The sequence below is a fragment of the Streptomyces sp. B3I8 genome, from assembly GCF_030816915.1.
GTDB lineage: Bacteria > Actinomycetota > Actinomycetes > Streptomycetales > Streptomycetaceae > Streptomyces.
This window is the reverse complement of the sequence record NZ_JAUSYN010000002.1, coordinates 7,233,029-7,256,634: the sequence shown is the minus strand read 5'-3', so window position 1 is coordinate 7,256,634 and position 23,606 is coordinate 7,233,029. Positions and strand designations below refer to the sequence as shown.

Below are 23,606 nucleotides of genomic sequence, written 5' to 3'. Positions count from 1 at the left end.
TGCCGTGGCCATTTTCCTTCACCGAGTGGGCCGTATCGCCTTCCGGCACCGTTGGTACGTCGTCCTGGTCTGGGCGGCCGTACTGGCCCTCGCCGGATGGGGGGCGGCGAGCGCTCCGAAGGCGTCGGACAAGCCCTTCTCCATGCCCGGCATCGAGTCGCAGAAGGCGTTCGACCTGATGGAACAGCGCTTCCCCGGAACCACCGCCGACGGGGCGAGCGCCCGAGTCGTGTTCGTCGCACCGGACGGGGAGCGGATCGACGATCCCGTTAACAGGCGGACGATCGAGCGGACCGTGACCTCCCTGGCCGACGGCCCGCAGGTCGTGAGCGCGTCCGACCCGTTCCGCGCGAGGACGCTGAGCAAGGACGGCCGGACGGCGTACGCGACCGTCACCTACGAGGCCGGCCCCAAGGACCTCACCGACGCCACCAAAGACCGGCTGAAGGACGCCGTCCATGACGCCCGGGGCGGCGGGCTGACCGTCGAGGTGGGCGGGAAGGCCCTGAGCGAGGGCAGCAGGCCGGGCGGCGTGGCCGAACTGATCGGCGTCGCGGTGGCCGCCCTGGTCCTGCTCGTCACCTTCGGTTCCCTCGCCGCGGCCGGGCTGCCGCTGCTGACCGCCCTGATCGGCGTCGGGATCAGCCTGGCGTCCATCCTGGCGCTGGCCCACGCACTGGACCTGTCGGCGACGACGAGCATCCTGGCGATGATGCTGGGCCTCGCGGTCGGCATCGACTACGCCCTGTTCGTCGTCTCCCGCTACCGCGAGGAGCGCGCCCGGGGCCACGCGCCCCAGGAGGCGGTCGGTCTCGCGGTCGGCACGGCCGGCTCGGCGGTGGTGTTCGCCGGGCTGACGGTGGTCATCGCGCTGGCGGGACTGTGGGTGGTGGGGATCCCGGGGCTGACCAAGATGGGCCTGGCCGCGTCCGGCGCGGTCACCGTCGCCGTACTGGTCGCGCTCACCCTGGTCCCGGCGCTGCTCGGCTTCCGGCCGCACGCCGTGCTCACCCGGCGGGCCCGCAGGGGCGGAGCGGCCGAGGAACGGAACGCCCCGGCCGAAGCGACCGCGGAGCACAGCAGTCCCGCCGAAGCGGCCGAGGACCGGAGCACTCCGGACAGCTGGGGCACCCGCTGGGCGCGTTTCGTGCTGCGCCGTCCGCTGCCCGTGCTGCTGCTGGGCGTGGTGGCCCTCGGGGCTCTCGCGCTGCCCGTGACGGGGCTGCGGCTCGGCAACCCCGGCGACGAGGCCAAGCCGACCTCGACCACCGAGCGCCGGGCATACGATGCCCTGGCCGACGCCTTCGGGCCGGGCTTCAACGGGCCGTTGAGCATCGTCGTGGACGCCCGGGGCAGCGCCGGCGCGAAGGACGCCGTCGAGACGGTCGCACGGCGGATCGGCGACACCGAGGGCATCGTCTCCGTCTCCCCGGCCCGCTTCAACCATGCGGGCGACACAGCCGTCTTCCAGGCGGTACCGTCCACGGCGCCGACCGACGAAAGGACCAAGGCCCTGGTCACGTCCCTCCGCGACGCACGGCCGGCGATCCGGTCCGGGACCGGCGTGACGTTCGCCGTCACCGGCACCACCGCCGTCGACATCGACATCGCCGGGAAGGTGCGGTCCGCCCTGGTCCCCTATCTGCTCGTCGTCGTGGGTCTCGCTGTCGTCCTGCTGCTGGTGGTCTTCCGGTCCCTGCTCGTTCCGCTGAAGGCGGCCCTCGGCTACCTGTTGTCGGTGCTGGCCTCCCTGGGCTCGGTCGTCCTCGTCTTCCAGCAGGGCCACGGCGCCGAACTGCTGGGCGCGGAGCACACCGGTCCGGTCATGAGCCTGATGCCGATCTTCCTCGTCGGCATCGTCTTCGGCCTGGCCATGGACTACGAGGTCTTCCTCGTCTCGCGGATGCGCGAGGCGTACGTCCACGGCGCGACGCCCGGCCAGGCGGTCATCGACGGGTTCCGGCACAGCGCCCGGGTCGTCGTCGCCGCCGCACTGATCATGGTCGCGGTGTTCGCCGGATTCGTCAGCGAGGACGACTCCATGATCAAGATGATCGGGTTCGGGCTCGCCTCGGCCGTCCTGTTCGACGCCTTCGTGGTACGGATGGCGATCGTGCCCGCCGCCCTCGCGCTCCTCGGCCGCCGGGCCTGGTGGCTGCCGGGCCGGCTGGACCGGATGCTGCCCCGCGTCGACGTGGAGGGCGAGGCACTGGACCGGCTGCCCGCCGGGGCGGACCCCCGACCGGCCGGAACGGCGACGGGGGAACGGAAAGCGTCCGGAACGACGGCGGCGGAACGGGAAACGTCCCGCACCTGACCCGCACCGCCAGCCCGCCCCGCACCACTCATCGGCCCCCTCACCACTCTGCACCCGCCCCCCTCACCACCTGACCCCCTTCACCATCCGTCCGCCGCGGCCCCCGCCGCGGCGGACGGCGCGCCGTGATCCGCGGAACCGACCGGAGAAGAATGAGCAGCAGCCCGGAGCCCTACGCCGACCGCCTCGAGCGCTACGCCGACCGTCATCCGCGCATCGTCGACACGGTGCTGGTGCTGGTCCTCATGGCCTGCGCGATCGTGGGCACCGGGCTCACCAGACCCGGCGCCGCTCCACCCGAGCGGGACGCCACCGTGCTGATCGTCATGGGTGTCGCGTGTCTCGTCCTGTTCGCGCACCGGAGCCGTCCGCGGACGGTCACGGTCGTGAACGCGGTGTGCATCGTCATCGCCACCGCACTGGAGTACGTGCTGACCCCACTGTTGCTGGCCCCCGTCATGGCGGCCACGTACTGGCTGACCACGCGCACCGGCCTCAGGACCGCACGCCTCTACGCCGTCACCACGGCGGTGGCGCTGATGGTCACCTCGGCGGCGTTCGATCCCTCCTTCGCCTCCTCCCCCGTGCCCCGCTCCATCGGCTACTGTTTCTGGCTGCTGCTGCCGCTCGCCGCCGGCAGCATGACCAGGCTGCGGCGCGCCTACGTGGCGTCGGTGCAGGCCCGCGCCGAACACGCAGAGCGGACCCGGGAGGAGGAGGCCCGGCTGCGGGTCACCGAGGAGCGCATGCGCATCGCCCGCGAACTGCACGACGTGGTGGCGCATCACCTGGCCCTGGCCAACGCCCAGGCCGGCACGGCCGCCCACTTCGCGCTCACCGATCCGCCCCGGACCAAGGAGATCCTCACCGGGCTCACCGGCACCACGTCCTCCGCGCTGCGCGAACTCAAGTCCATGCTGGGGCTGTTGCGCCACGACGGCGGCCCCAAAGCCGCGGCGCTCGACCCCTCCCCCGGTCTCGCCCGCCTGCCCGAACTGGTCTCCACGTGCGCGGTGGCGGGGCTCACCGTCACGGTCACGACGAGCGGTGAGCCCCGGCCGCTCACCCCCGGCGTGGACCTGACCGCGTACCGGATCGTCCAGGAGGCGCTCACCAACGCCACCAAGCACGCCACCGCCGGTTCGGCACACGTGCGTCTCGCCTACAAGGAGTCCCGCCTGCGGATCACCGTCACCAATGGTGAGCCGCCCGGCACCTCGAAGGTTCCCGCGGCCGCGCCGGGCCGGGGCTTCGGCATCATGGGCATGCGCGAACGGGCCCACACCGTCGGCGGCGAGTTCCACGCCGGGCCCCGCCCCGGAGGCGGCTTCGAGGTGGCGACGAGTCTGCCGCTGTCACCCGCCGCGCCCGAACCGGCCCCGCACACCACGGGCGGCGCGGACGACGAAAGCACCACGGGCGGCGCGGGCGACACGGGCGACGAGAACGGCACGGGCGACGTGACAGGAGAGGACGCATGACCATCAAGGTGCTGCTCGCCGACGATCAGACCCTGCTCCGGGCGACGTTCCGGATGCTGATCGACTCCTGCGAGGACATGACCGTGGTCGGTGAGGCCTCCGACGGCGCGGAGGCGGTGCACCTGGCCCGGACGCACCGTCCCGACATCGTCCTCATGGACATCCGCATGCCCGGCACGGACGGGCTCACCGCCACGTCCATCCTCTGCGCGGATCCGGAACTGTCCGCCACACGCGTCCTCATCCTGACCACCTTCGAGACGGAGGAGTACGTCGCCCGGGCCCTGCACGCCGGTGCCAGCGGCTTCCTCGGCAAGGACGTCACCACCGACACCCTGCTCGCCGGCCTGCGCACCGTGGCCTCCGGGGAGGCACTGCTGTCCCCCGTCGCCACCCGCACCCTCATCGCGAACTTCCTGATGAGCCCCTTCCCCGGCGCGCAGCTCGCCTCACCCGGCCGGCTGTCGGAACTGACCGCCCGGGAACGGGAGATCATGGCGATGGCCGCCGAAGGCATGTCCAACACGGAGATCGCCGAGACACTCGTCCTCAGCCCGCTGACCGTCCGCACCCACGTCTACCGTGCGATGGCGAAACTGGGCGCCCGTGACCGTGCCCAACTGGTCGTCATCGCCTACCAGACGGGGCTCGTGCAGGTGACCCCGCCGAACCCGCCTGCGCCCGGCACGGGAACGCCCTGAACGCGCGGAGCCGCCGCGTCACCAGACGCGGTACGTCTGCCCCGTCTGGGCGCCCTCGACGGAGCGGACGTAGGCCGTCGCCACGCGGGAGACGGGGGCCGGTTCCACACCGGGGAAGAAGGGGCCGTACGCCGCCAGGGACTCCTCGACGACCGTCGGGCTGACGACGTTGATCCGCCGCGGCGGGAGTTCGAGCGCCGCGGCGCGGACGAACGCCTCCACCGCGCCGTTCGCCGCCGAGGCGGCCGCGCCCGCCGGTATGGGCTGCTCGGCCAGGATGCCGCTCACCAGGGTGAAGGAGCCGTTCGGCGCCACGTGCCGGAGGCCCTGGCGGACCAGGTCCAGTTGGGCGAGCGTCTTGCCGCGGAAGGTCGTCAGCACGTCGTCGGGGGTCAGTTCGTCCAGCGGGCGGAACACCCCGTCGCCCGCCGCGACCGCCACCGCGTCCAGGGGACCGGCCTGCGCGTACAGCCGGGTCACCGCCTCGGGGTCGGTCACGTCGGCGACGAGGTCGCCGCCCGAGCGGCCGACGCCGATCACCTCGTGTCCACGCTCCACCAGTGCGTGGCGCACCGCGCCGCCCAGCGTGCCGCCCGCGCCGATCAGGAGAATTCTCACGCTCCACCGTTCCTCATGCTCGAAATGCTCGAAATGCCGGAAAGCCGTTGTGCTGTCCCGGGCGTGTCGCCCGGCCACCGCAGACGCTACGGAGGCCGGCCCGAGTCGGGGAAATGCCGTTTGGGCAGGGTCTATGCTTGGTGCGCATGGATGATGTGGAGCTCCGCCATCTTCGTGCGCTGGACGCGGTGGCCCAGGAGGGCACCGTGACCGCGGCGGCGTCGCGGCTGCACATGACGCAGCCCGCCCTGTCCCGCACGCTCGCCCAGCTGGAGTCGCGTGTCGGCGTGCAGCTCGTCGACCGTTCCAGCCGGCACCTCGCCCTCACGCCCGCCGGGAACACCCTGCTCGGACACGGGCGGGCGATCCTCGCCCGGCTCGACTCGGCGCTCGCCGACACCCGTAGGGTGGTGCGCCCGCTGCGGCTCGGTTACACCTGCGCGGTACTGGGGCGGCAGACCGTGCCCCTGCTGCGCACCTGGCGCCGTACGCACCCGCACATCCCGCTCGACGTGGTGCGGCAGGACAACAGCACCGCGGGGCTGGCCACCGGCGACACCGACGTGGCCGTACTGCGCACCCGCCCACCCGGCCCGCTGCTGCGCACCGAGGCCCTCTACATGGAGGACCGTGTCGCCGCCCTGCCCGACGACCACCCGCTCGCCCAGCGGGACACGGTGCTGATGGCCGAGCTCACCGCCCGGCCCGCCCGCTCCACCCCGGGACCGCCGGCCGCACTCCCGCTCGCCCTGTGGCCCGACACCGGCACCGCCTCGCCGGAACTGTGGCCCCCGGAGCGCCGTCCGGGCCGTGTCGTCGAGGTCGGCAACGTGGACCAGTGGCTCAACCTCATCGCCACCGGCGGCGCGTTCGGCCTCGGCACGTCCGGCACCGCGCAGAGCTTCAGCCACCCGGGGGTGCGGTTCGTCCCCGTGCGCGACGCCCCCGCCGCCACCGTCTATCTGGCCCGCCCGGCGCACCCCACGCACCCGCTCACGGAGGAGTTCGCGGCGACGGTACGGGAAACCGTGAGCGCCTGAGGGGGCGTCCGGCCGTCACGGGACGGGGCCGGACACCCGCGACCCGCCCGGCCCCGCGGGTGGACACCCGCGAGCGGCTCCCCGGTGACGGACTGCCGGTGGCGGCGGTGACCGGACGCTGTCCCCCCGACGAGAAGGGGGAAGGACCGGCCGACGGCGAGGACTTCTGGATCGTGCTGCCGATGCGCTTCGCCCGGCACCACTTCGCCGAGGACGGCACCAAAACCACGACTGCTTCGTCGACTCCGACGGCGTCATCCGCTTCCCCCACGGCGGCCCGCCCTGCGAGGAGCCCGTCACCCGCTGGGCGACGCTCCCGGCCCTGCCGGGCCTGTCCGTGCACCTGGTGCCGGGCGAGGCGGCGCCGGCCGCCGTGCGGAACACCCTGGCGGCCGGCGGGGGGTCAGCGGGGCTGATTCCCCGGCCCGGGCACCCTGCCCCGCACTCGTGCGAACGCGTGGGCGGCCTGCGTGTCGCCCTGCGGCCGCGCCGCGCCCCGCAGTTCGGCGAGGGCCTGTCGGTGGCGGTCGGAGAGACGGTAGACGCCGTCGTCGCCGAGGGAGCCGGAGGCGAGGTAGTCGTCGAACGACTGATTGTCGATGGCCAGGTTGCCGAGGACGGAGGCGAACGCGTCGGGGACGGCCACGCGGAACGTGCGCCCCGGCTCCTCCCGGACGTCGATGAGGAGCAGGGTGCGCTCGTGGCCGACGAACGTCTCGCGGTCGGCCACGACGAGCACCGGGTACCGGCTGCCGTCCGGGACCAGCGCGAGCAGCTCCGCCGCGGAGAGACCCTCGTGGGCCGGGTCGACCATGACGGTCAGCCAGGCCTTCGCGGTGGTCGGGGTGTCCTCGATGGACTCCAGCAGAGTCCGCCATGCCGCGTCGTCGGTGAAGTCGGTGCGCAGCAGTGGGGAGAAATCGGTTCCGCTCAACGGTGCGGCGGTCATATGTCCTCCGGCGTCGGGGGTAGGCCGAGTGTACACACGACTCCCTTGGCCGGTACGGCAGTTGGTGGCGGCAGTCGGTGCCGGCGACGGCGGGGGGCGGTGTCCTCCAGGACGGTCCGAGGGCGGCGGTGGCGTCCGCGTTGTCCCCGGTTCCCCGCGGATTTGTTCTTGATCGGTAACAGCGGGATCCTCAAGCCCTGTTGTGCCGTCTGCTGGGGTGCAACGGGAACGACGGAAGACACACGGACGGAGCACCGGAACATGAGCAGGCATGGCGGACGGGGTTGGCACGGCCGGGTGTTCGCGGTGGCGGTCGGCGTGACGGCGGCGGCGACGGCGACCGCGCTGTGGACCGCCGGAGCCGGCTCGGCCGAGGGTCACAGCGCGCGGGACACCGCGGCGCACTCCACCGCTCCGGCCGACCGTGCCCCGGCGAAGGTGTCGGTGGACATCGCCCACGCCTCGGACCACGGCGCCCGCGGCGTCAACATCACCATCGACGACGGCCCCGACCCGACCTGGACGCCGCAGGTGCTGAAGGTGCTGAAGGAGAACGGGGTGAAGGCCACCTTCTGCATGGTCGGCACCCAGGCCGAGGCCCACCCTGACCTGGTGAAGGCGGTCCTGGCGGACGGGCACCGGCTGTGCGACCACACGGTGTCGCACGACGTCACCATGGACAAGAAGTCCGAGGCCTACCAGTCGCAGCAGATCCTGGACGCCGAACGCATGATCACCAAGGCCTCCGGGGGCGTGCGCCCGCAGTACTACCGGGCGCCGGGTGGCGCGTTCACCCCCTACAGCCGCGATCTGGCCGCCTCCCGGGGGATGCGTCCGCTGGGCTGGAACGTCGACACCAAGGACTTCGAGCACCCCGGCACGGCCGCCATCGTGGCCACCGTCAAGCGGGAGATATCCAACGGTCCCACCGTGCTCTTCCACGACGCCGGCGGGGACCGCGCGGAGACCGTCGAGGCGCTGCGTCAGCTCCTGCCCTGGTTCAAGGAGCAGGGTTACTCCTTCGGGTTCCCCGTGCGCTGAACCGGAGCCTCCCGGACCCGCACGGCCCGGACCCGCGGGTCCGGTTCCTCAGTTCCCCACGCCGAGGGCGGACATGGCCGCGGCGGGGTAACGGTCGCCGCGTGCCGCGCCCCTGGGGACCGCCTTCTCGATCGCGGCGAGGTCGTCCTCGGTGAGCCGTACCCCGAGCGCGGGCAGCGCCTCGGCCAGCCGTTCCCGGGTCCGCGCGCCGACCAGCGGCACGATGTCCTCGCCCTGGGCGGCCACCCAGGCGATGACGAGCTGGGCGACCGTGCACCCCTTGGTCTCGGCGACCGCGCGCAGGGCCTCCACCAGGGCGAGATTGTGCTCGACGTTCTCCTTCGCGAACCTCGGGCTGTAGGCGCGGAAGTCGCCGGGGGCGGCTTCCCGGCCGGGCTTCCAGTGCCCGGAGATCAGGCCGCGGCCGAGGACACCGTACGCCGTCATGCCGATGCCGAGTTCCCGCAGGGTGGGCAGGATGTCCGGCTCCACGGCGCGGGAGATCACCGAGTACTCGATCTGCAGGTCGGCGACCGGATGCACGGCGTGCGCCCGGCGGATCGTGGCCGCGTCGACCTCCGAGAGGCCGAGGTGGCGCACGTACCCGGCCTCGATCAGCTCCTTGATCGCGCCCACCGTCTCCTCGATCGGGACCGCCGGGTCCAGCCTGGCGGGGCGGTAGATGTCGACGTGGTCGGTGCCCAGCCTGGTCAGGGAGTGGGCGAGGAAATTCCGTACCGCCTCCGGGCGGCAGTCCCGCGCTCCGGGGCCGGGCAGGGGACCCCGCAGTTCGCCGAACTTGACGCTCAGCAGGTAGCTGTCCCGGTCACGGCCGCGCAGCGCCTCCGCGAGCAGCAGCTCGTTGTGGCCCATGCCGTAGAAGTCGCCGGTGTCGATCAGTGTGACGCCGGCCTCCAGCGCGGCGTGCACGGTGGCGATGCTCTCGGCGCGGTCCACCTCGCCGTAGGAGCCCGACATGCTCATCGCGCCCAGACCCAGCGCGGAGACGGCCGGTCCGGTGCTCCCCAGGGTTCGCTTCTGCATTCGTTCTCTCCTCTGTTCGTCGGTGCACCACCCACTGTGGTCGTGTGCCGCGGGCGGCGAAAGCGGAGCCTTTCTCATGGGAGCGCCGCTCCCTGGATGCCCCGCCCGTCCGGAGGGACCATGGGGGAATGGAACGTGAGCAGCTCGCCGACTTCCTCCGCCGCCGTCGTGAGGCGATCCGCCCGGCGGAGGTGGGGATCTCCGCCGGCCCCCGGCGCCGTACCACCGGTCTGCGCCGGGAGGAGGTGGCCATGCTGGCCGGGATGTCGGTGGACTACGTCGTCCGGCTCGAACAGGGCCGCAGCAGTCAGCCCTCGCCGCAGTTGCTCGGCGCGCTGGCGCGGGCGCTGCGGCTGTCCGACGACGAACGCACCCATCTGTTCCACCTGGCCGGACACCGGCCGCCGCCCGCCGACGGGGTGGCGCGCATGGCCCGCGCCGGGCTGATCCGCATGCTCGACCTGCTCCACGACACCCCGGCGCTGGTCGTCTCCGACCTGGGCGAGGTCCTCGCCCAGAACCGGATGTCCGTGCTGCTGGGGGGCGCGAGCACGGGCCGCACCGGTGACCGGCGCTACCTCGCCTACTGCTGGTTCACCGAGCCCGACGCCCGGGCGGGCCGGCCGCCCGAGGAGCGGGAGCACCATTCCCGCCGGCTCGTGGCCGACCTGCGCGCGGCGGCGGGCCGCCGGGCCGGCGACCCGGTGGTCACCGGACTCATCGCGCGACTGCGGGCGGCGAGCACCGAGTTCGACCGGCTGTGGGCCGAGCACGAGGTGGAGGTGCGCCGCGCCGACCGCAAGACCCTGGTGCATCCGCGGGTGGGCCCGCTGCTGATGGACTGCGAGACGCTGGTCACCCCCGACCAGAACCAGCAACTGCTGGTGCTCACCCCGGCGGACACGGAGAGCCGGGAACGGCTGGAGCTGCTGCGGGTCCTCGGCAGCGAGGAGTTCACGGCGCGAGGGCCGGAGAAGCCCGCACGGTGACGCGCGTGGTGCGCATGGTGAAGTACACGCGCACAAGCCCCCGTCGGCCGGGTCACAGGGCGACGAGTCCCGCCGCCGTCGGCGTGAAGCCGCATCCGTCGAGGTAGAACCGCCGCAGGTGTTCCTCGAAGTCGACGTGCAGCCACTCGCACCCGGCGGCGCGGGCCTCTTCGGCCGCGCGGGCGACGAGCGCGGTGCCGACCCCGGTCCCCCGGTGGCTGCGGGCGACGACCGTGTCCAGCAGGAAGGCGTGCGAGCCGCCGTCCCAGACCACGTTGACGAAACCGATGAGGGCCCCGTCGTGCCGGGCGCACACCCAGCCCAGGCTGTGGCGTTCCAGCCGGGCGCGCCAGTCGGTGTCCTCGGCCGGGTGGCCGAAACCCTCGGCATGCAGCGTCTCGAGCGAGGCGTCGTCGAAGTCGCCCCGCCACACGTATTGGACCGTCATGCCGAGCGTAGGCCACGGCCCGCCGGGCTCAGGCGGAGCCGCGTCAGTCGCGGGGCAGCGCTGCGCGGGAGAGCGCGGCGGTGGCGAGCAGCAGCACGGCGACAGCGAGGAGGCCGACGCGCATGCCCGGCAGGGAGAACGCGCCGCCGGGCCCGGCCAGCAGGCCGCCGAAGAGGGCGACGGCGAGTGCGCCGCCGGTCTGGCGCAGGGAGTTGAGCAGCCCCGACGCGGTGCCCGCGCGTTCCCCGGGGACGGCGTCCATCAGCAGCGCGGTGAGCGCCGGTACCACCACGGCACCGCCGACGCTCAGCGGCAGCAGCAGGACCAGCACGAGCCACACCGGGGTGTGCGCCGCCAGCGGCAGCATGGCCACCATCGCCCCGGCCAGCACCAGTTGCCCGACCACGAGCACCGGCCGCCGCCCGAACCGCTCGGCCAGCCGCGGCGAGAGCAGATTGGCCCCGGTCACCACCACCGACAAGGGTACGAACATCAGCCCGGCCTCGGTCCCCGACATCCCCCGCAACTGCTGGTAGTAGAGGCCAAGAAGGAAGATCCCGCCGTAGAAGGCGGCGTTGATCGCGAACCCGACCGCGAGCGGCACCGACACCCGGCGCTCCCGCAGCATGCCGAGCGGCACCATCGGCCGCGGGTGCCGGCCCTCCACCGTGCGGAAGGCGACGGCGCTGACGACGGCGAGCGCTGCGGCGGCGAGCACGGGCGCGCTGGTCCGGCCCAGGTGGCCGCCCTCGATCACCGCGAACGCCAGCCCCGCGAGGGCGAGTACGGCGGTGAGCTGGCCACCGAGGTCCAGCGCCGCGGGCCGGGACGGGGAACGCGGCACCCGCACCAGCAGGCCCAGGATCACCACGCCCACCGGGAGGTTGAGCAGGAAGACCGCCCGCCAGCCGGCCGCGTCGGTGAGCAGCCCGCCCAGCACCGGGCCCGCCGCCATCGCCACCGAACCGCCGACCGACCACAGCGCGAAGGGCCCGGGCACGGGTCCTGGGCTCGTCGTAGACCTGGCGGATCAGCGCGAGTGAGGCGGGCATGACGACGGCGGCCGCGACGCCCTGCGCCACGCGCGCGGCGACCAGCACGCCGATGCCGGGCGCCAGCGCACAGCCGAGGGAGGCGAGGGTGAACAGGGCGACGCCCCAGGAGTAGGCGCGGCGGGCGCCGGCGCGGTCGGCGAGGGCGCCGGCGGAGAGCATGAGGGCGGCGCACATCAGGGTGTACGCGTCCACCACCCACTGCAACCCGGCCATGCCGCCGTGCAGGGAGTCCCCGATCGCGGGGAGGGCGATGTTCACTGCCGAGACGTCCACGGTGATGACCGTGAACCCGAGCAGCGAGGCGAGCAGCCCGGCTCCACCGCCGCGCCGCGGTGGTGTGACGCGGCTCCGGCCCGGAGGGCGCGGGCGGGCTCCGGGTCCCGTGGGCGGGACGGCGGCGTCTTCGGTGGCGTGGCGGGCCGGGCGCGCCGGGGTGGAGGGGACGTGGGCGGGGGCGGCGGGCGGGGTGGACGGAGTGGACCGGATGGACTTGGCGGTCCTGGTGGACTTGGTGGACTTGATGGACGGCATGGTGACTCCTTCTGCCGTTCGGCAGGTCGGGGCTGATCCGCGGGGTGGTCCGCGGGGTGCGGATGCCGGTGCGCCGGCGAGTCCGTGGTGGCGCGCGGTTGCCCGCGGTGCCGGCCGGGCTCGGTGGGCGGGCGGCCTCGAGTCGTCGGGGTCGCGGTCCGGTGTCGCGCACCCCCTGGACCCCGGCGGCCGGGCCGCCCGCTCCGGGGTCGACTCTGCTCTCCCGCGCGGCCGTACGACAGACCGCACCGTTCCCGGGGTGCCGCGTTCCTGGCCCTGACACGGCCCCCCACACGCCGGACCCGCCTGCGAGAATGGCCGGATGGCAGCAGCAGCGGACGTGCGGGGCACCGAACTCGGCAGATATCTGAAGGCCCGCAGGGCACAGGTACGGCCCGAGGAGGTGGGGCTCCCGGCCGGCGCGGGTCTGCGCCGCACACCGGGGCTGCGCCGGGAGGAGCTGGCCGCGCTGGCGGGCGTCAGCGTCGACTACTACATCCGGCTGGAGCGGGGCCGGGAGACCAATCCCTCCCCCGCCGTCCTGGACGCCCTCGGCCGCGCCCTGCGACTGCGCGGCGACGGTTACGAACGGCTGCACGAGCTGGCCGAGTTGGCCTCCGGGAGGGTCGGCGAGCTGCCCGCCTCCGCGGACCACACCGTACGTGACTCGGTGCTGCGGATGCTGGAGTCGGTCCGCCCGCTGCCCGGGTACGTGGTGAGCCGCTACAACCGGGTGCTGGCCGCCAACCCGCCGGGCCGGCGGCTGCTGCCCGGCCTGTGGGACTGGCCGGAGGACCGGCGCAACCTGACCCGCTACCTCTTCCTCCACCCGGTCGGCCGCACGCTCTACGAACCGTGGGCGGAGACGGTCGCCTCCTCGGTGGCGCACCTGCGGGCGGTCGCCGGGGCCGATCCCGACAACCCCGAACTGACCACCCTGGTCGGTGAACTGGCCGTCAAGTCACCGGAGTTCGCGCGACTCTGGGAGCGGTACGACGTCTGCGAGCGCGGCGGCGGGCAGAAGTGCTTCCGCCATCCGGCGGTCGGCATGATGACCCTCACCTACGAGGTCATGCGGCTGGCCCGGACGGGCGGCCAGCGGATGGTGGTCTACCAGGCGGCGCCGGGCACGCCGGACGAGGAGGCGATGCTCCGCCTGGAGTCCGCGGAGACGGTGACGCCCGCGGAGGCGGTGCCCGGGGAGGGGAAGGACCGTACCGCTGTCAGCGTGGTTCCGGCGGGGAGCCGTCCGCGCGGAAGTGGGCGGGTGTCCGGCCGAAGTGGCGTTTGAAGGCGTGGGAGAACGCGAACGGTGAGCCGTAGCCGACCTGCCGTGCGACGGCGGTCAGGGGCTGGTCGCCGGTCCGGAGCAGATGTGCCGCGGTGGTCATCCGCCACCAGGTCAGATAGGCCATGGGCGGCTGCCCGGTGAGCGCGGTGAAGCGCCGGGCCAGGGTCGCGCGGGACAGGCCCACGCGGGCGGCCAGTTCCTCCAGCCGCCAGGGGGCGGCGGGCTCGGTGTGCAGCGCCTCCAGTACCGCCGCGACCTCACGGTCACGCAGGGCGCGCGGCCAGCCGCCGTCCGGGTGCTCCTCGAACCAGGCGCGCGCCATGTAGACGAGCAGGAGATCGAGCAGACCGGAGACGACGGCGTCCCTCCCGGACCGCCCGGACCAACCGGACCGGCCGTCCCGCCCGGACCGCCCGTCCCGGCCGCCGGTCACCTCCACCGCGAGGAGGTCGACGGCCGCGCGCAGTTCGGGGTGGCGGCCCGGCCCGGCGGGGAGGTGGACGACATCGGGCAGCGAGCCGAGCAGGGGGTGGCCGCGGGTGTGGTCGAGACGGTACTTGCCGCACAGGAACTCGACGCGGCCCGCCGGGTCGGCCACCGCGTCGTCCAGCAGGACCGCGCCCTCGGCCCGGGGGGCGTGGGACAGGAGGTGGGCGCTGCCGTGCGGCACCAGGACGACGTCACCGGTGGCCAGCGGTACGGGTTCGGCGCCCTCGGCGAGCAGCCAGCCGGAACCGCGCAGCAGGACGTGGAAGCCGGCACCGTCGTAGCGGTCGAACCGGTAGCACCAGGGCGGGTCCACCCGGAGCCGGCTGGAGACCGGGCGGCCGGTGCGCATGGTGGTGATCACGTCGCTGAGTACGTCCACACCCTCACCGTACCCGGGTCGGTGTACGCGCCGGAAGGAGCACCGGTGAGACGATCACGCATCCGATCGAGTCATTCACGTATGGAACGGCTCACCGGAGCGTTCTAGCGTGACGGTATGCAACATTTCATGCTCGGCGAGGTCGAGGTCACGAAGGTGGTCGAGTGGCAGGGCGAGATCGCCCCCGCCCGGACCATGGTCCCGGACAGTCCGCCGGAGATCTGGCGGGAGAACGCCTCGTGGCTGGCTCCGGACCACTGGCACCCGGAGACCGACGCGTACCACGGCGCCGTCCAGACCTGGGTGCTGCGCAGCGAGGGAAAAGTCGTCCTGGTGGACACGGGGGCGGGCAACGACCGGACCCGGCCGCAGGTGCCCCTCTTCGACCATCTGCGCACGGACTTCCTGGACCGGCTGGCGCGGGCCGGTGTCCGCCCCGAGGACGTGGATGTCGTGATCAACACGCATGTCCACTACGACCACGTCGGCTGGAACACCCGGCTGGACGGCGACACCTTCGTGCCGACGTTCCCGAACGCCACCTATCTGATCCCGAAGGCCGACAAGGAGTACTTCGACCCCCGCAACGCCCACCGTCGGCCCACGCCCCGGAACGAGTACGACCAACTCCGGAGAGAGGGGAGCCACTTGGTGTACGCGGACAGTGTCACGCCGGTGCTCGACCGTGCCGTGCTGTGGGAGGGCGGCCACCGCCTCGACACCCACCTCACCCTGGAGCCCGCGCCGGGACACACTCCGGGCTCGTCGGTCGTCCGGCTGTCCAGTGGCGGGGACCGCGCCGTGTTCGTCGGGGACATGCTGCACAGCCCCGTGCAGATCCTCGACCCGCGGTTCAACAGCTGCTTCTGTGAGGATCAGCGGGCGGCCGCGGTGACCCGCAGGGCGGTGCTCGAACGCGCCGCGGACCGGCGGGAGCTCGTCGTCCCGGCACACTTCGCGGGCCCCGGCGCGGTCGAGGTCCGGCGCGACGGCAGCCGCTTCGCGGTCAACGGCTGGGCGCCCGGCGGCAATTGACGGCTGCGGACGGCAGGACGCCGGCCTGCCGCCACCGATGCCGGCGGACGCGGAACGGAGCCACAGATCCTATTGGTCTATACCTTGACTGGTACATACCAATGCGCTTGAGTGGGTGTCACCCCCCACCGCGGCCGCACCGAGGCGACCGCCGACCCCGTCGGCGCGTTCGCGGCAGGCTCCGTCCTGCCCTCGGTGCGGCCCCGTCCCCCGAGGAAGAGGTACGCCCGTGCCCAAGCGCCGCCTGTCCGCTCGTCTTTCCGCTCGCTTCTCCGCCCTGCTGGCCACGCTCGTGCTCGGCGCCGCCGCACCGCTGCTGCTGCCGTCCGCCCCGGCCTCGGCGACCACCGCCGCGTCCTGTTCTAGCTACCCGAACTGGGCGGCCGGACGGTCCTACGTCACCGGCGACATCGTCCGCTACACCGACGGCAAGGCCTACATCGCCGAGCACGACAACCCGGGCTACGACCCCGTCATCAGCACCTGGTTCTGGGAGCCCTACGCCTGCGACAACGGCGGCTCCACCAACCCCTCCGGCTTCGTGGTGAGCGAGGCACAGTTCAACCAGATGTTCCCGAACCGGAGTTCGTTCTACACGTACAGCGGCCTGAAGGCCGCGCTGAGCGCCTACCCCGGCTTCGCCAACACGGGCAGCGACACCGTCAAGAAGCAGGAGGCGGCGGCGTTCCTTGCCAACGTCAGCCACGAGACCGGCGGGCTGGTGTACGTGGTGGAGCAGAACACCGCCAACTACTCGCACTACTGCGACTGGAACCAGCCCTACGGCTGCCCGGCCGGACAGTCCGCCTACTACGGACGCGGCCCCATCCAGCTCAGTTGGAACTTCAACTACAAGGCGGCCGGCGACGCCCTCGGCATCGACCTGCTCGACAACCCGAACCTGGTGCAGACCGACGCCTCCGTCGCCTGGAAGACGGGCCTGTGGTACTGGAACACCCAGTCCGGCCCCGGCACGATGACCCCCCACAACGCCATGGTCAACGGCGCCGGCTTCGGCCAGACCATCCGCAGCATCAACGGTTCACTGGAGTGCGACGGACGCAACCCTGCCCAGGTGCAGAGCCGGGTGGACGCCTACCAGCGCTTCGTCCAGATCCTCGGCACCTCGGCGGGCGCCAACCTGTACTGCTGACCAGCCGGCCGTGACGCCGCCCCCGTCCCCGATCAGGGCGGCGTCACCCGCAGTGCCAGCAGGGCGATGTCGTCGGTGCTGTCGGCGCCCAGGCGCAGCAGCACCTCGTCGCAGAAGACGTCGAGCGGGGCGCGGGCGAGGTCCGCGGTGCAGCGCCGCAGCCGGGTCATGGCATCGTCGAGGTGCTCGCCGCGCCGTTCGATCAGGCCGTCGGTGTAGAGCAGCAGCGTCGAGTGCGGCGGCAGCGTCTCGCACCCGGTGGGGCGCGGCGGTTCGGGGTCCATGCCGATCAGCACCCCCGCGCCGGCCTCCAGGTGACGGGTCTCGCCCTGCGCGGTCGTGAGCAGCGGCGGCAGGTGTCCGGCGGTCGCGTAGTGCAGGGTGACGGCGCCGGCGGCCCCGGGGGTGCCGCGGACCATGCCGTAGAGGCAGGTGGCGGTGGCGTTCCGGTACAACGTCTGGCTGGCGAGGTCGAGGCGGCGCAGTACCACCCCGGGCGGTTCCTGACGGTCGACGGCGATGCCGCGCAGCATGTTGCGCAGGGAGCTCATGGCGACGGCGGCCTGCAGGTCGTGCCCGGTGACGTCGCCGATGACCAGGGCCGCCTCGCCGCCCGGCAGCATGAAGGCGTCGTACCAGTCCCCGCCCACGTGGGCGGTGGCGGAGGAGGGCGCGTAGCGGGCGGCCAGTCGGAAGTGCTCGGTGCGCGGAAGCGCGGGCAGCAGGGAGCGCTGGAGGCGCTCGGCGATCTGCCGGGTCTCCTGGTAGAGGTGGGCGTTGTCCACGCCGAGCGCGAGGCCGCCGGCCACGTCACCGAGGAGCGGCAGGTCCTCCTCGGTGAACGGGCGCTGCCCGCCGGTGCGGGCCACCGTCAGGGCGCCGAGCACCTGCCTGCGCGCCTGCAGCGGTGCGACGACGGCGCTGTGTGCGCCCAGTTCCGCGAAGAGCCGCGACTGCCGGGCGTCCAGGGCGCTGCCCTCCCCGGAGTCCGGCGGGATGTCGGTGAGCAGCAGGGGGCCGGCGCCGCGCAGTGCCCGGGGCAGGGGGCCCTTGCCGGTCCCGGACACCGGCGGGAGTGCGCCCTCGTAGGTGACGGACGGCGGCGCGGCCGGGTCACGGTGGACGACGCAGACCCGCTCCACCTGGTCGCGCGCGTCGAGGAGGTCCACCGCGTACCAGTCGGCGAACCGTCCGACGAGGATCTCTCCCACCCGGCGCAGCAGTTCGGGGGCGTCGGGGGCGGCGGCGAGAGCGCTGTAGGTGTCCGCGACCAGGGCGAGCCGCTGCAGCGCGGTGCGGGCGAGGCGGTCCTCGCGCCCTCCCTCCGGGCCCTCGGCGACCGGCGGCGGCCGTCTCGGCACCGGTTCGCGTGCGGGCACGGGCGCGGATTCGGTTGCGGTGTCGGTTTCGTGCCCCGCGATTCCGTGGTGCCCCGCGGCTTCGGGCCACGCGGAGTCGTCCGGCGACGGACCGAGGGTGCTGCTCCGGGGGATGAGCTGGGCCACGAACACGGTGCGGCCGTCGGCCGCCTCCTGGGTCTGGATGAACAGCCGTACGGGGATGAGCCGGCCGTCGCTGTGCAGGGCGGGCAGCGGTATGGAGCGGCCGAGGATGCGCGGCCGGCCGGTGCGCAGCAGGGAGGAGAACGCCTGCACGTGGCGGTCGCGCAGGTGTGCGGGCATGAGTGTGGTGATCCGCTGCCCCACGAGGTCGTCGGGGTGCCGTCCGAGGAGGTCGGCGGCCGGTCCGTTGACGGCGATGATGCGGTCGGCGTCGTCGGCGGCGATCGTCGGGACCCGGCCCGCCAGTACCTGCCGGGCGTCCCAGGGGTTCAGCTCCGAGGGACGGGCGCTCGGCTCCCGGGGAACCAGCGTCCAGGCCCCGGGCACACCGCCGGTGAGCTGGCCGGTGATCTCGTCGAACAGCCAGCGGTGGAAGGCTCGGAGGTGCGGCAGGGCGGGCCGGCTGAGCAGGCGTTCGCGCCGCGCCGCCGTCTCGGCGAGGTCGAGGACCCGGCGCAGGGTGCGCACGGCCGGCGCGACGTCGGGCGGGACGGCGAGGAGGAGGGTGCGGATGTCGGTGCCGGAGTGCTGGTCCTGGGCCGCCGCCGCGACGCACGCGGTGATCATGTCGTTCGCGTCCTGGGCGGTGGCCAGGTCCGCGGGCCGTACGCCGTTGTCGTCGCCGGCGGCGGCGGCGGCGAGGACGAGCTCGCGCAGGAGGGCGCGGCGATGCGCCTGCGAGGCGGAGTACAGCGCGAAGGGCAGGTCGACCAGGGTGACGCTGCCGGTGGGTCCGGAGGCCGGCACGGCGAAGCCCGCGGGGCCGGGCGCCGGCGCGTCGGCCCGCGGCGCCAGTTCGAACCAGACCGCCTTGTGGTTCTCGGCGGTGTCCACGCCGTGGCGGCCGGCGAGCCGCTCGACGAGGGCGAGCCCCCACCCGGTGGCCGTGTAGGGGTGCTGCCGCTGGGACACCGGGGGGCGGTCCGGCCGCCCGTCGCCGACCCGTACGCGGACGGTGCCGCCGGTGCGGCGCACCTCCACGGAGACCTCGGTGCGCGCGTGCAGGACGGCGTTGGTCACCAGTTCGCCGGTCAGCAGTTCCGCGGTCTCCGTCTGCCGCGGCGCCGCCCCGTCCAGCGCGTCCCGCACGAAGCGCCGGGCCCGCGCGGCGCTCTCGGGGCGGGCCGGGAAGCGCCGCGCCCGGGGCCCGTCGTCAGACCTGCTCATGCTCTCCAGTGTGCGGCACCCCGGGGCGGGTGGCTCGGGTGGCCGCGAGCCGGGCCAGGGTGGGGCGGCAGACCTTGCCGGTGGGGCCGAGCGGCATCTCGGGCACCCTCAGCAGCAGTTCGGGCAGTTTGCGGCGCTCCAGTCCGCACGCGGTCTCCAGGAAGTCGGTGAGGTCCTCCAGGGTGACGGCGGGCGCGCCCGGCGGCTCCCGCACACAGGCGCACAGGCGTTCGCCCAGCTCCTCGTCGGGCACGCCGACACAGGCGGTCTCGGCCACCGAGGGATGGCCGGCGAGCGCCTGTTCGACCTCGGCGGGGCTGATGGTGTAGCCGCCGCGTACGACCATCTGCCGGAGGCGGCCGAGCACGTGGAGCCTGCCGTGCGCGTCCAGGCGGCCCCGGTCGCCGGTGCGGACCCAGCCGCCCGGGGTGCGGTACCGCGAGTCGAGGTCGGGTGCCGCCACGTAGCAGAGCGGGGTCATGGGGCCCCGGGCGAGGATCTCGCCGGTGCCGGGGGTGACGCGGATGTCCGTGACGGCGGGGTCGGGCAGGCCGGTGCCGGTCTCCGGGGACAGCCCGGTGGCGGCGGTGTGGCAGTTGACGCCGTCGGAGGAGCCGTAGACGGTGACGACCGGGCGCCCGAACCGGCGTGCGCACAACGCCGCCGTGGCCTCGGGGAGGGCGGCGCCGCTGGAGACCAGGGCGCGCAGCCCGCTCAGATCCTCGTCGGGCGGCGGGGGCTGCTCGGCGAGCCGGCGCAGCATCGTGGGCACGCCGAAGACGTGCGTCGGGCGGTGCGTGGTGAGCATCCGCAGCGCCTCCCGCGCGTCGGGCGCGTCCTGGACGAGCAGGGTGGCGCCGAGGGCGGCCACCGTCACGGACGTGCCGAGCGAGCCGAAGGAGGAGGCGAGCGGGACGAGGACGAGGTTGCGCATCCCGTCGGGGTCGCCGCAGGACAGGGCGCGCAGGTAGGCGGCGCGCCCGCCGGCCATCGCGTTGTGGGAGTAGGCGACCATTTTCGGCTCGGCCTCGGACCCGGAGGAGACCAGGATGCGGGCGGGGGCCTCCGCGTCGACCGGTCGGGGCCGGAACGGTTCCCGCGCGGGGGCGGTGAGCCGGACGCCTTTCGGGTGTGCCGGTTCTCCCCAGGAGAACACCGCCTCCAGATGCGGGAGGTGGGCGTCCGGCACCGCGTCACGGGCGTGCTCGACGATCACCGCGCGGGCCCGGGAGCGGGCGAGGAGGCTCGCGGGGCCCCGGCTGCCGTGCCCGGGCGGGTAGGGCAGGGCGACGGCGCCGAGTGCCGCGACGGCGAGTTCCGCGGCCACCGCGCGGCGCCCGTTGGGCACGCGGACGGCGATGATGTCGCGCGCGCCGAGCCCCTGCTCGGCCAGCCGGCCGGCGAGGTGGCGCACGTCGGCGTCCAGACGGGCGTAGTCGAGGGCACCCGCCGCGTCGACGACGGCCGTGCGGGTGGGGTGGGCGCGCACGTGGGCGGCGAAGAGGGAGTAGAGGTCGCGGTCCGGGCAGTGGCCTCGCGCGACCCAGGTGCGGCGCAGCGCGGCGGGCACCAGGTCGCGGATCTCCACACCGGCGGCGGATCTCCACGCGCGCCTCATGCGAACTCCCAGGGGGCACGGGGGAAGGCGTACACGCCGGTACCGAGCGCGGGAGCGAAGCGGGGGTCGCGGGCGAGGGCCGCGAGGTCGGCGCACACAGGGGTCGCGGGGACGCCGGCCGCCGCCAGCCGGGGCAGCAGTACGGCGCCGCGAAGGGTGCGGGCGTGCGCGGCGGGGTCGGCCGTGGCTCCGGCGCCCAGCGCGCGGGGCGACGCGCTCGGGGTGGGCACGGGCCTCGGGTCCCAGCCACAGATGTCCGTCGCCGGTGGCCAGCGGCCGGTCGTACGGGCCCCAGCGGGCACGCCGTTTCCCGCGTGGGACGAGCGCGGCGGCGGAGTACAGCGAGGAGTCGGCGCGCTGCCCCCGTCCGGTGCGCAGCCGTTCCAGCAGCGCCGCGAGGACGGCCTGCGCGCAGACCAGACCGCCGAGGACGTCGGTGAGGGTCATCAGGGACGGCGCGGGCGGCTCGTCGGCGGGGCGGAGGGCGGCGGCGAGGCCGCTGTGGGCCTGGACGAGGTAGTCGGTGCCGAGCGGCGGGCGGGGGCCGAGCGCCTCGCCCCAGCCGGACGCCCGGGCGTACACCAGCGCGGGACTCACCCGGGCGAGGTCGTCCGCGTCCAGGCGGAGGTGGGCCGCCTTGCCGGGTGCCCAGTTGTGCAGGAAGACGTCGGCGTCGCGGACCAGGTCGCGCACCCGCGCGCGGCCGGCCGTCGTGGTGATGTCGGCCTCGACGACGGTCTTGCCCGCGTTGAGGGCGCCGAACCGGGCCGAGCATCCGTCGGCCAGGGGTGGGATGCCGCGCATCGGGTCGCCGCCGGGGGGCTCGACGCGGACGACCTCCGCGCCGAGCAGGCGCAGGACGTGTCCGGCGAGGGGGCCCTGGACCCGTCGGGTCGACTCGACGACGCGGAGTCCGGCGAGGGGCTCGGCGGGGGCCGTGGGCGTGGTGGGGCGGGGGGTGGCGGCGCTGCCCGGGGCGAGTGGGGTGAGTGTCCAGGGTGGGACGGCGGTCGGGGGTGCGGGGTCCTCCCGTACGGCCAGCAGACTCGCTCCGGACGCGGTCGCCGCCGCGCACAGTGCGGTGAACGGGGTGCGGTGGACGGTTTCGGCGAGGGCGGGTGGGAGGGGGCGGACGGCGGTGGCGAAGCGTGTCTGGAAGGTGCGCCAGCCTTGTCGGACGGCGTCCGACGGTGCGCCCAGTTGCCGCCAGAAGGCGATCCAGGGCTCGGCGTCCAGGGCTTCGAGTTCGATGCGGATGCCGTCGGCGGAGATGAGGCCGGGGGTACCCGTGGGTTTTCTCGCCCCCGCCGCCCCTGCCCTTCCCGCCCCCGGGGGCTGTGCCCCCGGATCCCCCGGGGGCGCGTCGTCGGGTGCGGGGGTGTGGAGGTGCGCCGCGCGGTCGCCCGCGCCCGGGGAAGGGGCACGCCCCTCAGCCGTCGACGAACCCGGTTCCCCCACACCGCTGCTCACCGCCACCCGCTCCTCCCCCGCCGTCGCCGCCGCCAGGTACTGGGCGACGGCGATCAGCGCGCCCTGGGCGACCGACGTGCGGACCGCGCGTGTCGCCGCGCCCCGCGCCCGGGCGAGCAGGGCCGCGGTCACGCCCTGTGCGGCGAGTACGCCCGCCACGGTGGACGCGTAGTCCACGGCGAGCGGGGCGGGAGCGCCGCCCGCCCGGCCGTGGACGTGCATGAGGCCGCAGGCGGCCTGCACGGCGCGTTCCTCGGGGAGGGCGAGGGCCAGTGGGCCGGCCCAGTCGATGTCGCAGGCGACCACGGCGGCGTCCGGCGTGCCGGTCAGGGCGAGCAGGTCCCCGGCGACCCGTGCGGCCACGGGCGGTCCGGTGGGCGCGGGATGCGTCATCGGCCGCCCTCGCCGTCGGCCGGGGGGCGGCGGGCCTGTACCGAGTACATGACGCTGGAGGCGGCCCGGAAGCCGGGGTCGCGCATCAACGCCCGTACACGGTCCAGTTGTTCGTCCGTCAGGCCGGCCGCCAGCAGCTTGTCCCGCAGGTGGTGGGTGTGGTGGAGCTGCAGCCGCAGACCGGGCGAGTCGGCGGTGCGCAGCTCGATACGGGGCCTGACGTCGATGTCGACGAGTCCGGCGGCGCGCATCGCGGCGGGCACCCGGCGCCCCCATTCCGGGTCCCCGCCGCCGGCCCGCATGACGGCGCTCTTCGTGGCCAGGAACGTCTCGTACAGACGTGCCGACTCCTCGTCCGGGGTGAGCAGCGGCGGTTCGTAGGAGGTGTCGAACTCCTCGATCTGGAGCCGGCCACCGGGTTTGAGCGACCGCGCCAACTTGTCCAGGACGGCGAGCCGTTCGGGTACGTGCTGCAGGACGAGGCGGGCGACGACGAGGTCGAAGGCGGCTTTGGGGAGCGGGTCGGTGACCACGTCGTGGCGCAGGGCGGTCAGGCCGGGACGTGCCGGGATGTGGTGGGGTTTGACGTCGGTGGCGACGACCTCGCCGTCCGGGGCGACACGGTCGGCGAGCCAGCGGGCGACGCTGCCGCCACCCGAGCCGATCTCCAGACAGCGCCAGCCGCGCGTGACCCCGGTCTCCGCGAGCCGGGCGAAGGTGTCGGCGTCGTAGGCCTCGGCGAGGCAGCGGTGCTGTTCGCGGCTGTGCACGCTGTCGTTGTCGAAGACGTAGCCGGGGTCCTCGACCAGGTGTGCGAGCATGCGGTGCCTTCTTC

Annotated in this window: 17 protein-coding genes and 1 pseudogene; 9 read left to right on the top strand and 9 right to left on the bottom strand. The window is 74.1% G+C overall.

Annotated elements, in window-relative coordinates:
* Positions 1–4 precede the first annotated feature (4 nt).
* The 3 genes from QFZ64_RS34020 (at position 5) to QFZ64_RS34010 (ending at position 4,499) form a co-directional block, all read left to right on the top strand.
* On the top strand, positions 5–2,317 hold the full coding sequence (locus tag QFZ64_RS34020; RefSeq protein ID WP_307071333.1) for an MMPL family transporter: 2,313 nt from the start codon (positions 5–7) through the stop codon (positions 2,315–2,317).
* Positions 2,318–2,469: 152 nt separating this feature from the next.
* On the top strand, positions 2,470–3,798 hold the full coding sequence (locus tag QFZ64_RS34015) for a sensor histidine kinase (protein WP_307071332.1): 1,329 nt from the start codon (positions 2,470–2,472) through the stop codon (positions 3,796–3,798).
* Positions 3,795–4,499 (top strand): response regulator transcription factor, encoded by a 705-nt coding sequence (locus QFZ64_RS34010; protein ID WP_307071331.1) that lies wholly within the window; start codon positions 3,795–3,797, stop codon positions 4,497–4,499. Before QFZ64_RS34015 ends, QFZ64_RS34010 begins: the two co-directional genes overlap by 4 nt.
* An 18-nt stretch (positions 4,500–4,517) precedes the next feature.
* Here the strand turns inward: QFZ64_RS34010 and QFZ64_RS34005 are convergent, their stop codons facing one another.
* Positions 4,518–5,117, bottom strand: coding sequence for a short chain dehydrogenase (locus QFZ64_RS34005; protein ID WP_307071330.1), 600 nt, complete (start codon positions 5,115–5,117; stop codon positions 4,518–4,520).
* A 146-nt stretch (positions 5,118–5,263) separates the two neighbouring features.
* On the opposite strand from QFZ64_RS34005, the gene QFZ64_RS34000 reads away from it, so the two are divergent.
* Positions 5,264–6,157, top strand: coding sequence for a LysR family transcriptional regulator (locus tag QFZ64_RS34000; RefSeq protein ID WP_307071329.1), 894 nt, complete (start codon positions 5,264–5,266; stop codon positions 6,155–6,157).
* Between the two features lie 403 nt (positions 6,158–6,560).
* Here QFZ64_RS34000 and QFZ64_RS33995 read toward each other — a convergent pair whose 3' ends face one another.
* Positions 6,561–7,106 carry a hypothetical protein gene (locus QFZ64_RS33995; RefSeq protein WP_307071328.1) on the bottom strand — a complete coding sequence of 182 codons (546 nt, stop codon included), beginning with the start codon at positions 7,104–7,106 and terminating at the stop codon, positions 6,561–6,563.
* 261 nt (positions 7,107–7,367) lie between these two features.
* Here QFZ64_RS33995 and QFZ64_RS33990 point away from each other — a divergent pair, with 261 nt between their 5' ends.
* The gene (locus tag QFZ64_RS33990; protein ID WP_307071327.1) at positions 7,368–8,147 is read left to right on the top strand and encodes a polysaccharide deacetylase family protein; all 780 of its coding nucleotides are present in this window, start codon (positions 7,368–7,370) and stop codon (positions 8,145–8,147) included.
* A 48-nt stretch (positions 8,148–8,195) separates the two neighbouring features.
* Here QFZ64_RS33990 and QFZ64_RS33985 read toward each other — a convergent pair whose 3' ends face one another.
* The gene (locus QFZ64_RS33985) at positions 8,196–9,191 is read right to left on the bottom strand and encodes an aldo/keto reductase (protein ID WP_307071326.1); all 996 of its coding nucleotides are present in this window, start codon (positions 9,189–9,191) and stop codon (positions 8,196–8,198) included.
* Positions 9,192–9,319: 128 nt separating this feature from the next.
* On the opposite strand from QFZ64_RS33985, the gene QFZ64_RS33980 reads away from it, so the two are divergent.
* The gene (locus QFZ64_RS33980) at positions 9,320–10,180 is read left to right on the top strand and encodes a helix-turn-helix transcriptional regulator (RefSeq protein ID WP_307071325.1); all 861 of its coding nucleotides are present in this window, start codon (positions 9,320–9,322) and stop codon (positions 10,178–10,180) included.
* A gap of 52 nt (positions 10,181–10,232) precedes the next feature.
* Here QFZ64_RS33980 and QFZ64_RS33975 read toward each other — a convergent pair whose 3' ends face one another.
* Positions 10,233–10,628 carry a GNAT family N-acetyltransferase gene (locus QFZ64_RS33975; RefSeq protein WP_307071324.1) on the bottom strand — a complete coding sequence of 132 codons (396 nt, stop codon included), beginning with the start codon at positions 10,626–10,628 and terminating at the stop codon, positions 10,233–10,235.
* 43 nt (positions 10,629–10,671) lie between these two features.
* A pseudogene (locus tag QFZ64_RS33970) lies at positions 10,672–11,980 on the bottom strand (MFS transporter).
* Between the two features lie 556 nt (positions 11,981–12,536).
* Between QFZ64_RS33970 and QFZ64_RS33960 the strand changes: the two are divergent.
* Positions 12,537–13,505 carry a helix-turn-helix domain-containing protein gene (locus QFZ64_RS33960; RefSeq protein WP_307071322.1) on the top strand — a complete coding sequence of 323 codons (969 nt, stop codon included), beginning with the start codon at positions 12,537–12,539 and terminating at the stop codon, positions 13,503–13,505.
* Here QFZ64_RS33960 and QFZ64_RS33955 read toward each other — a convergent pair.
* Positions 13,438–14,373, bottom strand: coding sequence for an AraC family transcriptional regulator (locus QFZ64_RS33955; protein ID WP_307071321.1), 936 nt, complete (start codon positions 14,371–14,373; stop codon positions 13,438–13,440). The two genes, QFZ64_RS33960 and QFZ64_RS33955, sit on opposite strands and share 68 nt — an antisense overlap.
* 117 nt (positions 14,374–14,490) lie before the next feature.
* Here QFZ64_RS33955 and QFZ64_RS33950 point away from each other — a divergent pair, with 117 nt between their 5' ends.
* Together QFZ64_RS33950 and QFZ64_RS33945 are read left to right on the top strand one after the other, a co-directional pair.
* The gene (locus tag QFZ64_RS33950; protein WP_307071320.1) at positions 14,491–15,408 is read left to right on the top strand and encodes an MBL fold metallo-hydrolase; all 918 of its coding nucleotides are present in this window, start codon (positions 14,491–14,493) and stop codon (positions 15,406–15,408) included.
* A 244-nt stretch (positions 15,409–15,652) separates the two neighbouring features.
* Positions 15,653–16,561, top strand: coding sequence for a glycoside hydrolase family 19 protein (locus tag QFZ64_RS33945; protein ID WP_373430789.1), 909 nt, complete (start codon positions 15,653–15,655; stop codon positions 16,559–16,561).
* Between the two features lie 32 nt (positions 16,562–16,593).
* On the opposite strand, the gene QFZ64_RS33940 is transcribed toward QFZ64_RS33945, so the two are convergent.
* The 3 genes from QFZ64_RS33940 to QFZ64_RS33930 are packed head-to-tail and all read right to left on the bottom strand — an operon-like array spanning position 16,594 to position 23,592.
* On the bottom strand, positions 16,594–19,290 hold the full coding sequence (locus QFZ64_RS33940; RefSeq protein WP_307071318.1) for a SpoIIE family protein phosphatase: 2,697 nt from the start codon (positions 19,288–19,290) through the stop codon (positions 16,594–16,596).
* Positions 19,277–22,771: a CoA transferase gene (locus QFZ64_RS33935; protein WP_307071317.1), complete on the bottom strand. Its 3,495-nt coding sequence runs from the start codon at positions 22,769–22,771 to the stop codon at positions 19,277–19,279. The genes QFZ64_RS33940 and QFZ64_RS33935 overlap by 14 nt, the downstream gene beginning before the upstream one ends.
* Positions 22,768–23,592: a methyltransferase gene (locus QFZ64_RS33930; protein ID WP_307071316.1), complete on the bottom strand. Its 825-nt coding sequence runs from the start codon at positions 23,590–23,592 to the stop codon at positions 22,768–22,770. The genes QFZ64_RS33935 and QFZ64_RS33930 overlap by 4 nt, the downstream gene beginning before the upstream one ends.
* Positions 23,593–23,606 lie beyond the last annotated feature (14 nt).